Here is a 15,591-nt window from a genome sequence, read left to right as displayed (position 1 = left end):
TGCTTACTTCCAGTTCTTTTCGCGCCACATTTGCTGCTGGTCCTTGTCATGGAACGTCCAGGCTACAAAGCGGCTCTGCTTGTTACCCTGGGACATGTCGACGACCTGGCTTTCACGGGCACCGGCTTTTTTCAGCGCGGTCTGGATTGCCGGCAGGTTGGACGCCTTGGACACCAGTACGCTGAACCACAGGATCTGACGGGCCACATGCACGCTTTCGCGGATCAGTTGGGTCACAAAGCGCTGCTCGCCGCCTTCACACCACAATTCGGCCGCCTGGCCACCAAAGTTCAGAACCGGCAGCTTGCGCTTGGGATCTGCCTTGCCCAGTGCGCGCCATTTACGCTCACTGCCGCGTGTAGCTTCGTCCAGGGAGGCGTGGAACGGCGGGTTGCACATGGTCAGGTCGAAACGCTCAGTGCTCTCCAGCAGGTCCAGCAGGATCTTCTGCGGGTTAGGTTGCAGGCGCAGGCTGATGGCTTTGTTAAGACCGTTGGACTGCACAATCGCCTTGGCCGCCTTGACTGCAGTCGGATCGACTTCAGTACCCAGGAACTGCCAGCGGTACTCGCTATGGCCGATCAGCGGGTAGACGCAGTTGGCGCCCATGCCGATGTCCAGCACGCGAACGTTCTGCCCGCGGGGGATTTCGCCGTCGTTCATGCTGGCCAGCAGGTCGGCCAGGAAGTGCACGTAGTCGGCGCGTCCCGGAACCGGCGGGCACAGGTAGTCGGCCGGGATGTCCCAGTGGGCAATGCCGTAGAACGCCTTGAGCAGGGCGCGGTTGAACACGCGTACCGCGGTCGGGTTGGCAAAGTCGATGCTCTCTTTGCCGTACGGGTTGATGATGACGAATTCGGCCAGTTCAGGGCAGACCGAAATCAGTTGCGGGAAGTCGTAACGGCCCTGGTGACGGTTGCGCGGGTGCAGGCTGGGCTTGACGCGCGGCTCGGCCGGTTTGGCCTCGGCAGCGGACTTGGGCTTGTGGCGTGTGGCTTTGGAAGTGCGTGGGGTCGTCATGTTCAATTCATTCCACAAAAGCAATCGCGGGCAAGGCCGCCCCAGCAGGGTTGAACCCTGCGGGAGCGGCCTTGCCCGCGATCAGGTGCGCAGCGTTATTACAGGCTGGAAATCCGCGCGTGCTGTTCTGCCAGTTTGCTCAAGGCCTGTTCGGCTTCAGCCAACTTGGCACGTTCTTTCTCGATGACTTCGGCCGGAGCCTTGTCAACGAATGCGGCGTTCGACAACTTGCCGCCAACGCGGGCAACTTCGCCGTGCAAGCGCTGGATTTCCTTGTCCAGGCGCGCCAACTCTGCATCTTTGTCGATCAGGCCGGCCATTGGCACCAGCACTTCCATCTCGCCAACCAGAGCGGTAGCGGACAGCGGTGCTTCGGCGCCGTCTTGCAGCACGGTGATGGATTCGAGTTTAGCCAGCTTTTTGAGCAGGGCGTCGTTCTCGGTCAAACGGCGCTGATCTTCGCTGCTGACGTTTTTCAGGTACAGCTGCAAAGGCTTGCCAGGACCGATGTTCATCTCGCCACGGATATTGCGCGTGCCGAGCATCAGGCCCTTGAGCCATTCGATATCATCTTCGGCAGCCTGGTCGATGCGGGCTTCATTCGCCACCGGCCATGGTTGCAGCATGATGGTCTTGCCTTCGACACCGGCCAGCGGCGCGATGCGCTGCCAGATTTCTTCGGTGATGAACGGCATGAACGGGTGTGCCAGGCGCAAGGCCACTTCCAGTACCCGCACCAGGGTGCGACGCGTGCCACGCTGGCGTTCAACCGGAGCGTTTTCGTCCCACAGCACAGGCTTGGACAGTTCCAGGTACCAGTCGCAGTACTGGTTCCAGATGAACTCGTACAGGGCTTGAGCGGCGAGGTCGAAGCGGAACTGGTCGAGGTGACGGGTCACTTCGGCTTCGGTGCGCTGCAGCTGCGAGATGATCCAGCGGTCAGCCAGTGACAGTTCGTAGGCTTCGCCGTTCTGGCCGCAGTCTTCGCCCTTGTCCAGCACGTAGCGCGCGGCGTTCCAGATCTTGTTGCAGAAGTTGCGATAGCCTTCAACGCGGCCCATGTCGAACTTGATGTCGCGACCGGTGGATGCCAGTGAACAGAAAGTGAAGCGCAGGGCGTCGGTGCCGTAGCTGGCGATGCCGTCAGCGAATTCGTCACGGGTCTGTTTTTCGATCTTCTTCAGCAGTTTTGGCTGCATCAGGCCGGTGGTGCGTTTGGCCACCAGGTCTTCGAGCTCGATGCCGTCGATGATGTCCAGCGGGTCCAGGACGTTGCCCTTGGACTTGGACATCTTCTGGCCCTGACCGTCACGTACCAGGCCGTGTACATACACGGTCTTGAACGGAACTTGCGGGGTGCCGTCTTCATTTTTCACCAGGTGCATGGTGAGCATGATCATCCGGGCAACCCAGAAGAAAATGATGTCGAAGCCGGTAACCAGCACGTCAGTTGAGTGGAAAGTTTTCAGCGCGTCGGTTTTTTCCGGCCAGCCCAGGGTGGAGAACGTCCACAGACCCGAACTGAACCAGGTGTCGAGCACGTCGTTGTCCTGTTGCAGCGCAACATCCGGGCCCAGGTTGTTCTTGGCCCGGACTTCGGCTTCGTCGCGGCCTACATAGACCTTGCCCGACTCGTCGTACCAGGCCGGAATCCGGTGGCCCCACCACAGCTGACGGCTGATGCACCAGTCCTGGATGTCGCGCATCCACGAGAAGTACATGTTTTCGTACTGCTTGGGTACGAACGCGATGCGGCCATCTTCAACGGCGGCAATGGCCGGTTCAGCCAACGGCTTGGTCGATACGTACCACTGATCGGTCAGCCACGGCTCGATGATGGTGCCCGAACGGTCGCCCTTCGGTACTTTCAGCGCGTGATCGTCGACGCTCACCAGCAGGCCTGCGGCCTCGAAGTCGGCGACGATTTGCTTGCGCGCTTCGAAGCGGTCCAGACCGGCATACTTGGCCGGCAGGGTGCCGTCGATGGTTTCGTTCAGTTTGCCGTCGAGGTTGAACACCTGGGCGGCAGGCAGTACCACCGCGTTTTTGTCGAAAATGTTCAGCAGCGGCAGGTTGTGGCGCTTGCCGACTTCGTAGTCGTTGAAGTCGTGGGCCGGCGTGATTTTCACACAGCCAGTGCCGAATTCAGGATCGCAGTAATCGTCAGCAATGATCGGGATGCGACGGCCAACCAGTGGCAGCTCGACGAATTTGCCGATCAGGGCCTTGTAGCGTTCGTCTTCCGGGTTTACCGCAACGGCAGCATCGCCGAGCATGGTTTCCGGACGGGTGGTTGCAACTACCAGGTAGTCCAGGCCTTCAGCGGTTTTGGCGCCATCAGCCAGCGGGTAGCGCAGGTTCCACAGGAAACCTTTCTCGTCGTGGTTTTCCACTTCAAGGTCGGAAATGGCGGTGTGCAGCTTGGTGTCCCAGTTGACCAGGCGCTTGCCGCGATAGATGAGGCCGTCTTCGTGCAGGCGCACAAAGGCTTCCTTCACGGCTTCGGACAGGCCGTCGTCCATGGTGAAGCGTTCGCGGCTCCAGTCTACGGACGAGCCAAGGCGACGAATCTGACGGCTGATGTTGCCGCCGGACTGATCTTTCCATTCCCAGATCTTGTCCAGGAACTTCTCGCGGCCCAGGTCGTGGCGGTTCAGACCTTGTGCTTCGATCTGACGCTCAACCAGCATCTGGGTAGCGATACCCGCGTGGTCGGTGCCCGGCTGCCACAGGGTGTTGCGACCCTGCATGCGGCGGAAACGGATCAGGGCGTCCATGATCGCGTTGTTGAAGCCGTGGCCCATATGCAGGCTGCCGGTGACGTTCGGCGGCGGAATCATGATGGTGTACGGGTCGCCCGCGCCTTGCGGGGCGAAATAATTCTGTTCTTCCCAGGTTTTGTACCAGGAAGTTTCAATGGCGTGCGGCTGGTAGGTCTTATCCATGCGCGGCGGGACCCTATTGGCATTAATTCAGGAAAGCCGGCAAGTATAGCGGGGCGGGAGGCAGAGGGCGAGTTGTGCAGGGAACCTATTGCTTCTGCGGGAACGCTGCAGGGTAAAACCTGTGGGAGCTGGCAAGTCAGCTCCCACAGGAGCGGCATGTGCTACATCGCCGATCAGCTCTGATGCTGGGCGAGCAAGCGCTCCATATGTGCATCGAGGCGGCGTTTGATTTCGGTTTCGATGTGCGGGGCGAAGTCGTTGATCACGTCTTGCATGATCGCTTGCGCCGCAGTGCGCAGCTCTTTGTCCAGATGAACCAGCAGTGCGTCCGGCGCTTTTTCGGCTTTGGGGGCTGGCGCTATGCCGGCCAGCGGTATTTGCGCAGGTTCGGGCTCTTCGCTGATCACTTCAGAGAGCAACGGAATTTGCGCTTCTTCGCCACCCACCATTTCCGTCAGCAGGGGAGGTTGCAGATCTTCATCTCCCAGCAGCTGGCGAATGGATTCAAGATCATCGAGCAGGTGTGCGGCTTTTTGCGGCGAATTGGAGGTGTCCATCGTGTGCTCAGAGTCGTTGTAGCTTGTGGTCTTGCAGAGGATAGCCCTGTTCACGGTAGAAGCGGAAACTCTCCCGTGCGGCCAGTCGGACGGCGGGGTCTTCGACCACGACTTCAGCCACGCGGGCGAAGCGTTTGAAGAATTCGGGGACTTTAAGGTCCAGGTTGATCAGTAAGTCCTGATGGCTGGCTGGTGCCTCGCCCAGGCCCATGAGTATCACGCCATCGGGCTGGTCTTCAGCGTTGCTGTGGGGGACGAAGCTTTCGCCCTTGAAGCGCCACAGACGCTCATCCAGATCCTGGCGTTGCGCTGCATCGCTGCAGTGCAGGTACACCCGGTGCCCGAGGCGCCAGGCTTTGTCCGCGAGTTTGCAGGCAAAATCCAGGCGTGCCGAAGGGTCGGCGCTGGGAAGGATATAAAAGTCGACTTTGCTTAATTCTGGGGTCATTGCAATTCCTGAATCGGGGCCGCGCCGCTATTAATAAGCAGCGCAGCCTTCGATTGTCAGCTTCAAGCGTTGGCGCGATCCAGCAGGTACTGAGTCAGCAGTGGCACAGGTCGGCCGCTGGCGCCCTTGTCCTTGCCGCCGCTGACCCATGCGGTACCGGCGATGTCCAGATGCGCCCAGTGGAAGGCCTTGGCAAAGCGCGACAGGAAGCAGCCGGCAGTGATGGCGCCGGCCTTAGGGCCGCCGATGTTGGCCATGTCGGCAAACGGGCTGTCCAGTTGTTCCTGGTACTCGTCGAACAACGGCAACTGCCAGGCGCGATCGTCGGCTTGCTTGCCGGCTTCCAGTAGCTGGCCGATCAGTTCGTCGTTGTTGCCCATCAGGCCCGAGGTGTGAGCACCCAGTGCAACCATGCAGGCGCCGGTCAGGGTGGCGATGTCGATCACGGCCTGGGGCTTGAAGCGTTCGGCGTAGGTCAGGGCATCGCACAGCACCAGACGGCCTTCGGCGTCGGTATTGAGGATTTCCACGGTTTGCCCGCTCATGGTGGTCACGATGTCGCCCGGACGCGCCGCGCCGCCGCTTGGCATGTTTTCGGCGCAGGCCAGAATGCACACCAGGTTGATCGGCAGTTTCAGCTCGAGCACGGCGCGCAGGGTGCCGAACACGCTGGCAGCACCGCCCATGTCGTACTTCATTTCATCCATGCCGGCACCCGGCTTGAGGCTGATGCCGCCGGTGTCGAAGGTGATGCCCTTGCCGACCAGTACAAACGGCTTCTCGGATTTCTTGCCGCCGGAGTAGTTCATCACGATCAGGCGTGGCGGCTGGTCGCTGCCCTGGCCGACGGCGTAGAACGCGCCCATGCCCAGGTCCTTGATTTTTTTCTCGTCAAGGATCTCTACTTTCAGGCCTTTGTGTTCCTTGCCCAGCTCTTTGGCCTGTTCGGCCAGGAAAGTCGGGTGGCAGATGTTGGGCGGCAGGTTGCCCAGATCGCGGGTGAACGCCATGCCGCTGGCAATGGCCTGGGCGTGGGTCACGCCACGCTGAACTTCAGCCTGTGCAGCCTTGATGGTCAGCAGGGTGATTTTTTTCAGGGCGCGGGGTTCTGCTTTCTGGCTTTTGAAACGGTCGAAGCTGTATTCGCCGTCGGCCAGGGTTTCTGCCAGCAGGCGGGTTTTGCCGTAGCTGTCGCGACCCTTGACCACCAGTTCGTCGAGCGCCAGCACGGCATCACTGCCGCCCAGGCCTTTGAGTACGTTAAGTGCGGTGCTGATGATTTTGCGGAACGGACGGTCGCCCAGTTCTTCATCCTTGCCGGTGCCCAGCAACAAAACGCGTTCTGCTTTCAGGTTCGCCAGGCTGTGCAGCAGCAGGCTCTGGCCGGTTTTGCCGGTGATGTCGCCACGCTTGAGTACGGCGCTGATGGCGCCGCCGGTGAGTTCGTCAATGGCCTTGGCGGTGTGGTCGAGCTTGCGGCCTTCACCGATGGCGACCACGAGAGTGGCCGTTTTCAACGTTTCTGGGCTGACGCTTTTTACAACCAGTTCCATGTCCGGGTCCCTGAATCAAATGGTCAACGTGCGCACAAACGGCAGTGTTTGCTTGCCTGATAAATGAGGCGCCTCTCCTGTGATCCAGGCGGGCGTCAAGGCAGGCAGTTTGAACCCCGTCAGTCGGGCCTGACAACCCTCGCTTGCGCGCATATTGCAGCTTTGAATACTTGGGTGAGCAAGCGCAGTGACAGGCGGGGTCATTCACAGGATAATGCGCAATCTTTTTCAATGGCCCGGCTCATCCATTTGAGCCTGTGTCGACTGGTTATGTCGCTTGTTTGGCCGCCTTAGCCTGACGACCCTGGAGTGTCTGGTTTGATCGTCTTCCGTTATCTGTCCCGCGAAGTCCTGCTTACATTGAGCGCTGTCAGCGCTGTGCTGCTGGTCATCATCATGAGCGGTCGTTTCATCAAATACCTGGCCCAGGCTGCATCCGGGGCTATGGATCCGAGCTCGTTGTTCTTGATCATGGGCTTTCGTCTTCCGGGCTTTATGCAGCTGATTCTGCCTTTGGGGCTGTTTCTGGGCATTTTGCTGGCATACGGGCGCATGTATCTCGAAAGCGAGATGACCGTGCTGTCGGCCACCGGTATGAGTCAGCAGCGCTTGCTGGGCATTACCATGGTGCCGGCTGTCATCGTCGCCCTGATTGTGGCCTGGTTGAGCCTGAGTCTGGCCCCGCAAGGCGCCAATCAGTTTCAGCTGCTGCTGAACAAGCAAGATGCGCTGACCGAATTCGACACGCTGGAGCCGGGCCGCTTTCAGGCATTGAATGACGGTTCGCGGGTCACTTATACCGAACAGTTGACCAATGACCGGACCCACCTGAACGGGGTGTTCATTACGCAGAAGCCCGCGGCTCAGAACGGCAAGGATCGTGGCATTACCGTGCTGGTGGCAGAGAAGGGGCGTCAGGAAGTGCGTGCCGACGGCAGTCGCTGGCTGATTCTGGATAACGGTTACCGTTATGACGGTAACCCGGGGCAGGCCGACTACCGTGCCATTCAGTACGACACCTATGGTGTGTTGCTGCCCAAGCCTGATGTCAGCGATGAAGTGACCGACCGCGATGCGATGCCGACCATGGATCTTGTCGGTAACCCGGATATTCGTGCGCAAGCCGAACTGCAATGGCGTTTTTCCATGCCGCTGCTGGTCTTTATCGTGACGCTGATCGCGGTTCCGCTGTCTCGCGTCAATCCGCGTCAGGGGCGCTTCCTCAAGCTGTTACCAGCCATTCTTCTTTATATGGCGTATGTGACCGCTTTGATTCTGGTCCGCGGTGCTCTGGAAAAAGGCAAGATTTCACCGGCGCTCGGTTTGTGGTGGGTGCATGGCCTGTTCCTGATCATTGGCCTGTTGTTGTTTTACTGGGAGCCTTTGCGCTTGAAACTGGCGAATCGCCGTAGCGTGAAGGAGATGGCCCGTGGTTAAGCTCGATCGCTATATTGGTAAAAGTGTGTTCCTGGCGATCCTGGCGGTAACCGGGATCATTCTGGGGCTGGCGTCGCTGTTCGCGTTTATCGATGAGGTAAAGAGCGTCTCCGATACCTACACGATCATGGACGTTTTCAGTTTTGTCATGCTGACAGCGCCGCGCCGCATGTACGAAATGTTGCCGATAGCGGCGCTGATCGGCTGCCTGATTGGTCTGGGCAGTCTTGCGAGCAACAGCGAACTGACGATCATGCGTGCGGCCGGTGTGTCCACCGGGCGTATTGTCTGGGCGGTCATGAAGCCAATGCTGGTACTGGTGCTGGCCGGCATCCTGATCGGCGAGTATGTCGCCCCTGCAACTGAAACCGTTGCCCAGGCCAACCGTGCACTGGCCCAGGGTGGCGGTGACGCACAAAGCTCCAAGCATGGTCTGTGGCATCGCCAGGGTGATGAGTTCATCCACATCAACGCTGTTCAACCAAACGGCATGCTGTTGGGCGTAACCCGCTACCGGTTTGATAAAGAACGTCATCTGCTGTCGGCGAGTTTCGCCAAGAAGGCCCAGTTCGACCAGGATCAATGGTTGTTGAGCGATATTGCAACCACGGTTTTCCATGAGCGCAGCACTGAAGTCATCAAGGTGCCTGAAGAGCGTTGGGATGTTTCGTTGAGTCCGCAGTTGCTCAATACCGTGGTCATGGCTCCGGATGCGCTGTCCATCAGCGGCCTGTGGAATTATATCCACTACCTGAAAGATCAAGGTCTGAACAACGGCCGTTACTGGCTGGCATTTTGGGTGAAAGTGCTGCAGCCACTGGTTACGGCGGCGCTGGTATTGATGGCCATCTCCTTTATTTTCGGGCCGTTGCGTTCCGTCACCCTGGGGCAGCGCGTGTTTACCGGTGTATTGGTGGGTTTTGCTTTCAAAATCGCGCAAGACTTGCTGGGGCCGGCCAGTCTGGTGTTTGGCTTCTCACCGCTGTTTGCGGTACTGCTGCCGGCCGGTATTTGTGCGCTGGCCGGTATCTGGCTGTTGCGCCGGGCACGTTGATGAACTGCCCTTGATGCAATCAAAAGCCTCTATCACGCGATAGGGGCTTTTTTGTGCGGGGCTATTGGCCTGCGGACGTGACGCTTGGCGCGCGGATCAGGTACAATTCCCGGCTATTTTTCGGCGGGCAGTCTGCCTGCGACTTTTTTTGAGTGTTGACCCGTGAGTGATTTGAGTCATATCCGCAATTTCTCCATCATCGCCCACATTGACCATGGCAAGTCGACGCTGGCCGATCGTTTTATTCAGATGTGCGGCGGCCTCGCCGAGCGCGAAATGGAAGCCCAGGTTCTGGACTCCATGGACCTCGAGCGCGAGCGCGGGATCACCATCAAAGCCCACAGCGTCACCCTGTATTACACGGCCAAAGACGGCAAAACCTATCAGCTGAACTTCATTGATACCCCGGGCCACGTTGACTTCACCTACGAAGTCAGCCGGTCTCTGGCGGCGTGTGAAGGTGCGTTGCTGGTGGTCGATGCCGGGCAGGGCGTAGAAGCCCAGTCCGTAGCCAACTGCTACACCGCCATCGAGCAGGGCCTTGAGGTTATGCCGGTCTTGAACAAGATCGACTTGCCCCAGGCCGATCCTGATCGCGTCAGGGATGAAATCGAAAAAATCATTGGTATCGATGCCACTGATGCCGTGACATGCAGCGCCAAAACCGGCCTGGGCGTCGACGAAGTGCTTGAGCGCCTGGTGCAGACCATTCCTGCGCCGACCGGCAACTACGAAGATCCGCTGCAAGCGTTGATCATCGACTCCTGGTTCGACAACTACCTGGGCGTTGTGTCCCTGGTTCGCGTGCGCCACGGCCGCGTGAAAAAGGGCGACAAGATCCTGGTCAAGTCCACCGGCAAGGTGCATCTGGTCGACAGCGTGGGTGTGTTCAACCCCAAGCACACCGCGACCACTGATCTGAAAGCCGGTGAAGTAGGCTTCATCATCGCCGGTATCAAGGACATTCACGGTGCGCCAGTGGGCGACACCCTGACCTTGAGCTCCACCCCGGATGTTGACGTACTGCCAGGTTTCAAGCGGATTCAGCCGCAGGTCTACGCGGGCTTGTTCCCGGTCAGCTCTGACGACTTCGAAGACTTCCGTGAGGCCCTGCAAAAGCTCACGCTGAACGACTCGTCGCTGCAGTACACCCCGGAAAGCTCCGACGCCCTGGGCTTCGGCTTCCGTTGCGGGTTCCTCGGCATGCTGCACATGGAGATCATCCAGGAGCGCCTTGAGCGCGAATACGACCTGGACCTGATCACCACGGCGCCTACCGTAATTTTTGAGCTGCTGCTCAAGACCGGTGAAACCATTTATGTGGATAACCCGTCCAAGCTGCCGGACGTGTCCTCCATTGAAGACATTCGCGAACCTATCGTTCGTGCCAATATCCTTGTGCCTCAAGAGCACCTGGGTAACGTCATTACCCTGTGCATTGAAAAGCGCGGCGTTCAGCATGACATGCTGTTCCTCGGCTCCCAGGTGCAAGTGACTTACGATTTGCCGATGAACGAAGTGGTTCTGGACTTCTTCGACCGTCTCAAATCCACCAGTCGCGGCTATGCTTCGCTCGACTACCATTTTGACCGTTATCAATCGGCCAACCTGGTCAAGCTTGATGTCTTGATCAACGGCGAGAAGGTTGACGCACTGGCTCTGATCGTTCACCGCGACAACGCTCACTACAAAGGGCGTGCGCTGACCGAGAAGATGAAAGAGCTGATTCCGCGTCAGATGTTCGATGTGGCAATTCAGGCTGCCATTGGTGGCCAAATCATTGCGCGCTCGTCTGTTAAAGCGCTCAGAAAAAACGTACTGGCCAAATGCTACGGTGGTGACGTTAGCCGTAAGCGCAAGCTGTTGGAAAAGCAGAAAGCCGGTAAAAAACGCATGAAGCAAGTGGGTAACGTGGAAATTCCACAAGAAGCCTTCCTTGCAGTGCTCAGGTTGGATAGCTAGGTCCTATGTCACTAAATTTCCCGCTGTTGCTGGTCATTGCTGTTGCCGTGTGCGGTTTGCTGGCGCTGCTCGATTTGGTCTTCCTGGCACCTCGCCGGCGCAAGGCCATTGCCAACTATCAAGCCAGTGTTACACCGGCTGATGCGCAGGTAATCGAAAAGCTCAACAAGGAACCGTTGCTGGTTGAATACGGCAAATCGTTCTTCCCTGTGTTGTTCATCGTGCTGGTATTGCGTTCGTTTCTGGTTGAGCCGTTCCAGATTCCGTCCGGCTCGATGAAGCCAACCCTGGATGTGGGCGATTTCATCTTGGTGAACAAATTTTCCTACGGGATCCGCTTGCCGGTTCTCGATACGAAAATCATCGAGGTGGGTGATCCGAAGCGGGGCGATGTGATGGTGTTTCGCTACCCTAGCGATCCGACGGTCAACTACATCAAGCGTGTAGTCGGCCTGCCGGGCGACAAGATTCGCTACACCAGCGACAAGCATTTGTACGTCAACGATCAACTGGTTGCCGAGCAACTGGTGGGAACGGAGCCGGGCACCCTGGGCAGCGCGGAGCTCTACAAAGAGAAGCTGGGCGAAGTCGAGCACATGATCCGCAAGGAAATGAGCCGTTATCGCGCGCCGCCTGACAAGGAGTGGACGGTTCCGGCCGGTCACTACTTCATGATGGGTGACAACCGCGACAACTCGAACGACAGCCGTTACTGGGATGATCCGAACATTCCCAAAGACGAACTGGGCATGGTTCCCGACAAGAATATCGTCGGCAAGGCCTTCGCTGTCTGGATGAGCTGGCCGGAACCCAAGACAAGCAACCTGCCGAACTTCTCGCGGGTTGGATTGATCAAGTAGCCAAGACGGCGCTGTTAATAACAGCGCCGAATGCTTTTCAGGCGTCCGAATAAATTCGGAGGTCAGCGGTTCTTAAGGTCGTCATGCCGCTTCAGGCATGCCGGCCAACAGTATTCAGGATGTGGATTTGAACAAAGCGTTAAGTGTGACGGCGGCGAACAGCCTGTTCCCTGTCCATTTGCTATGCGATAAACGAGCATCACTGATCCCTAATATCGGTCCGGTGGTGACATTCGGCCACGAACTCAGCGTGGGTAAATCGTGAGTTTTTCTTTAGAGCGTTTAGAGCGTCAGCTCGGCTATACCTTCAAAGACCAGGAGCTGATGATTCTGGCCCTGACACACCGCAGTTTCGCGGGGCGCAATAACGAGCGTCTCGAGTTTCTGGGGGATGCCATTCTTAATTTTGTAGCCGGCGAAGCGCTGTTTGACCGCTTTCCGCTGGCCCGGGAAGGCCAGCTGTCGCGCTTGCGTGCCCGCCTGGTAAAAGGTGAAACCCTGGCCGTCCTGGCCCGTGGTTTTGAACTGGGCGAGTATCTGCGCCTGGGCTCGGGTGAGCTCAAGAGCGGTGGTTTTCGCCGTGAGTCGATTCTGGCCGATGCCCTCGAAGCGCTGATTGGCGCCATTTACCTGGATGCGGGCATGGATGCCGCCCGTGACCGCGTACTGGCCTGGCTTGCCAGCGAGTTCGAGACCCTGACCCTGGTCGACACCAACAAAGATCCAAAGACCCGCCTGCAAGAGTTCTTGCAGTCACGTGCCTGTGATCTGCCACGTTACGAAGTGGTAGATATCCAGGGCGAACCGCATTGCCGCACATTCTTCGTTGAGTGCGAAATTGCCCTATTGAATGAAAAAAGCCGGGGTCAGGGTGTGAGCCGTCGTATTGCCGAACAGGTAGCGGCCGCCGCAGCACTGATAGCCCTTGGCGTGGAGAATGGCCATGACTGATTCAACTGCAACACGCTGTGGCTATGTCGCCATTGTTGGTCGACCAAACGTGGGTAAATCCACACTGCTGAACCACATTCTGGGTCAAAAGCTGGCGATCACTTCGCGCAAGCCACAGACCACCCGCCACAACATGCTGGGGATCAAGACCGAAGGCAACGTGCAAGCGGTCTATGTCGATACCCCGGGCATGCACAAAGGTGGCGAGAAAGCCCTGAACCGCTACATGAACAAAACTGCATCGGCTGCGTTGAAAGACGTTGATGTGGTGATTTTTGTCGTTGATCGCACCAAGTGGACCGACGAAGACCAGATGGTCCTCGAGCGTGTCCAGTACGTGACCGGTCCTTTGATCGTGGCCCTGAACAAGACCGATCGCATTGAAGACAAAGCCGAGCTGATGCCGCATCTGAGCTGGCTGCAGGAACAACTGCCGAACGCCCAGATCATTCCGATCTCCGCTCAGCATGGTCACAACCTTGAAGCCCTTGAGCGTGTGATTGCCGATCATCTGCCGGAGAACGAGCACTTCTTCCCGGAAGACCAGATCACTGACCGCAGCAGCCGCTTCCTGGCCGCAGAGCTGGTACGTGAGAAAATCATGCGCCAGATGGGGGCCGAACTGCCGTACCAGATCACTGTCGAGATCGAAGAGTTCAAGCAGCAGGGCAAAACCCTGCACATCCATGCATTGATTCTGGTTGAGCGTGATGGCCAGAAGAAAATCATCATTGGCGACAAGGGCGAGCGTATCAAGCGCATCGGTACCGAAGCGCGCAAAGATATGGAACTGCTGTTCGACTCCAAAGTCATGCTTAACCTGTGGGTTAAAGTGAAAGGCGGCTGGTCCGACGACGAACGCGCCCTGCGTTCCCTGGGCTACGGCGACCTGTAACAGGCTGTAATCTGCGGCGCGACAATCGCTGGCAAGCCAGCTCCCACAAGGTCAGTTCAAGACTTGTGTGGGTTGGCAGCTCAGCTTTCACAAGGTCAGTTCAAGACTTGTGTGGGTTGGCAGCTCAGATCCCACAAGATCAGTTCAAGACTTGTGTGGGCTGGCAGGTCAGCTTTCACAAGGTCAGTTCAAGACTTGTGTGGGTTGGCAGCTCAGATCCCACAAGACTGGTTCAAGACTTGTGTGGGCTGGCAGGTCAGCTTTCATAAGGTCAGTTCAAGACTTGTGTGGGTTGGCAGGTCAGCTCCCACAAGACCGGTTCAGACCTGTGGGAGCTGGCTTGCCAGCGATGGCTCCCTGGAAGTCGTCCAGGGTTTTCAGGATTAAAACTGTCCATGTCCAGCAAAACCCCCATCCCGCAACTCGCTTACGTCCTGCACAGTCGCCCCTATCGTGAAACCAGTGCCCTGGTGGATTTCCTCACGCCCCAAGGCCGGCTGCGGGCGGTGCTGCGCAGTGCGCGCGGAAAGGCCGGGACTCTGGCGCGGCCCTTTGTCCCGCTGGAGATCGAGTTTCGTGGGCGTGGCGAGCTGAAAAACGTCGGACGCATGGAAAGCGCCGGTATTTCAACCTGGCTCAATGGCGAAGCGCTGTTCAGCGGTCTCTACCTTAATGAGCTGCTGATTCGCCTGTTACCTGCTGAAGATCCGCATCCCTCTATCTTTGATCATTACGCGGCGACCTTGTTGGCGCTGGCTGAAGGCCGGCCGCTGGAGCCTTTGCTGCGGGCCTTTGAATGGCGTTTGCTGGATGACCTGGGCTACGGCTTCTCATTGTCGCTGGATATCCATGGCGAGCCGGTGCAGGCAGACGGCCTGTATCGGTTGCAGGTGGATGCCGGGCTGGAGAGGGTATGGCTGCAGCAGCCCGGGCTGTTCCATGGCGAGCAATTGCACGCCATGGCTGAGGCTGACTGGAGTGCACCCGGGGCATTGCTGGCAGCCAAGCGCCTGATGCGCCAGGCATTGGCGGTGCATCTGGCAGGCAAGCCGCTGGCCAGTCGTGAGTTGTTTCGCAAGCCCTGAATAGACCGGTATGCTGTGCGCCGAATCTTCAACTCTTCAGGAGAGCCCTCGTGACTACCAGTAACCGCATTCTTCTCGGCGTGAATATCGACCACGTAGCCACGCTGCGCCAGGCGCGCGGCACCCGTTACCCTGATCCGGTCAAGGCTGCCCTGGACGCAGAAGAGGCGGGCGCTGACGGCATCACCGTGCACTTGCGCGAAGACCGCCGGCACATCCAGGAGCGTGATGTGCTGCTGCTCAAGGATGTACTGCAAACGCGCATGAACTTCGAAATGGGCGTCACCGAAGAAATGATGGTATTTGCCGAGCGCATTCGCCCGGCCCATGTCTGTCTGGTGCCCGAGACCCGTCAGGAGCTGACTACCGAAGGTGGTCTGGACGTTGCCGGGCAAGAAGCGCGGATCAAGGCTGCCGTCGAGCGCCTGGCGAAAATCGGTTGTGAAGTCTCGTTGTTTATCGATGCCGATGAGCGGCAGATTGCGGCTTCAAAACGCGTTGGTGCCCCTGCTGTCGAGTTGCACACCGGGCGTTATGCCGATGCGCAAACCCCGACCGAAGTGGCCGAAGAGTTGCAGCGGGTGGCTGATGGCGTGGCATTTGGCCTGGCGCAAGGGCTGATCGTTAATGCCGGTCATGGCCTGCACTACCACAACGTAGAAGCGGTGGCGGCGATCAAGGGCATCAATGAGCTGAACATTGGTCATGCCTTGGTGGCACATGCTCTATTCGTTGGCTTCAAGTCGGCAGTGGCCGAGATGAAGGCGCTGATTCTGGCGGCGGCAAAGGCTTAAACCCGGTCACGGCTCGACGGGTATTGGCGG

Annotated in this window: 13 protein-coding genes; 8 read left to right on the top strand and 5 right to left on the bottom strand. The window is 58.3% G+C overall.

Annotated features, from left to right (window positions below):
* Positions 1-3 precede the first annotated feature (3 nt).
* From rlmF to FEZ21_RS21365, 5 genes are all read right to left on the bottom strand, one after another.
* Complete coding sequence (gene rlmF, locus FEZ21_RS21385; protein ID WP_003440138.1) at positions 4-1,020, bottom strand: 23S rRNA (adenine(1618)-N(6))-methyltransferase RlmF; 1,017 nt, start codon at positions 1,018-1,020, stop codon at positions 4-6.
* Positions 1,021-1,118: 98 nt separating this feature from the next.
* Positions 1,119-3,965 carry a valine--tRNA ligase gene (locus FEZ21_RS21380; RefSeq protein WP_003440140.1) on the bottom strand — a complete coding sequence of 949 codons (2,847 nt, stop codon included), beginning with the start codon at positions 3,963-3,965 and terminating at the stop codon, positions 1,119-1,121.
* A gap of 173 nt (positions 3,966-4,138) precedes the next feature.
* A complete protein-coding gene (locus FEZ21_RS21375; protein WP_003440142.1) occupies positions 4,139-4,522 on the bottom strand; it encodes a hypothetical protein in 384 nt (127 codons plus the stop codon).
* A 7-nt stretch (positions 4,523-4,529) separates the two neighbouring features.
* A complete protein-coding gene (locus tag FEZ21_RS21370; protein WP_003440143.1) occupies positions 4,530-4,970 on the bottom strand; it encodes a DNA polymerase III subunit chi in 441 nt (146 codons plus the stop codon).
* Positions 4,971-5,032: 62 nt separating this feature from the next.
* Positions 5,033-6,523, bottom strand: a complete 1,491-nt coding sequence (locus FEZ21_RS21365) for a leucyl aminopeptidase (protein ID WP_003440147.1) — start codon at positions 6,521-6,523, stop codon at positions 5,033-5,035.
* Positions 6,524-6,841: 318 nt separating this feature from the next.
* On the opposite strand from FEZ21_RS21365, the gene lptF reads away from it, so the two are divergent.
* The 8 genes from lptF (at position 6,842) to pdxJ (ending at position 15,561) form a co-directional block, all read left to right on the top strand.
* A complete protein-coding gene (lptF, locus tag FEZ21_RS21360) occupies positions 6,842-7,960 on the top strand; it encodes an LPS export ABC transporter permease LptF (RefSeq protein ID WP_003440150.1) in 1,119 nt (372 codons plus the stop codon).
* A complete protein-coding gene (gene lptG / locus FEZ21_RS21355; RefSeq protein WP_003440153.1) occupies positions 7,953-9,014 on the top strand; it encodes an LPS export ABC transporter permease LptG in 1,062 nt (353 codons plus the stop codon). Before lptF ends, lptG begins: the two co-directional genes overlap by 8 nt.
* A 162-nt stretch (positions 9,015-9,176) precedes the next feature.
* Positions 9,177-10,976, top strand: coding sequence for a translation elongation factor 4 (gene lepA / locus FEZ21_RS21350; protein ID WP_029612404.1), 1,800 nt, complete (start codon positions 9,177-9,179; stop codon positions 10,974-10,976).
* Positions 10,977-10,981: 5 nt separating this feature from the next.
* A complete protein-coding gene (gene lepB / locus FEZ21_RS21345; protein WP_010655992.1) occupies positions 10,982-11,836 on the top strand; it encodes a signal peptidase I in 855 nt (284 codons plus the stop codon).
* Positions 11,837-12,097: 261 nt separating this feature from the next.
* Complete coding sequence (gene rnc / locus FEZ21_RS21340) at positions 12,098-12,787, top strand: ribonuclease III (protein WP_003440162.1); 690 nt, start codon at positions 12,098-12,100, stop codon at positions 12,785-12,787.
* Entirely contained in the window at positions 12,780-13,682 is a 903-nt protein-coding gene (era, locus tag FEZ21_RS21335; RefSeq protein ID WP_010655991.1) for a GTPase Era, read from the top strand. Before rnc ends, era begins: the two co-directional genes overlap by 8 nt.
* 395 nt (positions 13,683-14,077) lie before the next feature.
* Entirely contained in the window at positions 14,078-14,767 is a 690-nt protein-coding gene (gene recO / locus FEZ21_RS21330; protein ID WP_010655990.1) for a DNA repair protein RecO, read from the top strand.
* A 50-nt stretch (positions 14,768-14,817) separates the two neighbouring features.
* Entirely contained in the window at positions 14,818-15,561 is a 744-nt protein-coding gene (pdxJ, locus tag FEZ21_RS21325; RefSeq protein ID WP_003440201.1) for a pyridoxine 5'-phosphate synthase, read from the top strand.
* The last annotated feature ends 30 nt before the right edge of the window (positions 15,562-15,591 follow it).

Origin of the sequence: Pseudomonas sp. 9.1(2019), assembly GCF_009910445.1 — a bacterium.
Classification (GTDB): Bacteria; Pseudomonadota; Gammaproteobacteria; order Pseudomonadales; family Pseudomonadaceae; genus Aquipseudomonas; species Aquipseudomonas paraversuta.
This window is presented reverse-complemented; position numbering and strand designations above follow the sequence as displayed.

Excerpts from the sequence above, each read along its gene's own strand:
- FEZ21_RS21380 (WP_003440140.1), bottom strand. The coding sequence starts at position 3,965 with ATGGATAAGACCTACCAGCCGCACGCCATTGAAACTTCCTGGTACAAA.
- lepB (WP_010655992.1), top strand. The coding sequence starts at position 10,982 with ATGTCACTAAATTTCCCGCTGTTGCTGGTCATTGCTGTTGCCGTGTGC.
- FEZ21_RS21365 (WP_003440147.1), bottom strand. The coding sequence starts at position 6,523 with ATGGAACTGGTTGTAAAAAGCGTCAGCCCAGAAACGTTGAAAACGGCC.
- rlmF (WP_003440138.1), bottom strand. The coding sequence starts at position 1,020 with ATGACGACCCCACGCACTTCCAAAGCCACACGCCACAAGCCCAAGTCC.
- recO (WP_010655990.1), top strand. The coding sequence starts at position 14,078 with ATGTCCAGCAAAACCCCCATCCCGCAACTCGCTTACGTCCTGCACAGT.
- FEZ21_RS21370 (WP_003440143.1), bottom strand. The coding sequence starts at position 4,970 with ATGACCCCAGAATTAAGCAAAGTCGACTTTTATATCCTTCCCAGCGCC.
- FEZ21_RS21375 (WP_003440142.1), bottom strand. The coding sequence starts at position 4,522 with ATGGACACCTCCAATTCGCCGCAAAAAGCCGCACACCTGCTCGATGAT.
- era (WP_010655991.1), top strand. The coding sequence starts at position 12,780 with ATGACTGATTCAACTGCAACACGCTGTGGCTATGTCGCCATTGTTGGT.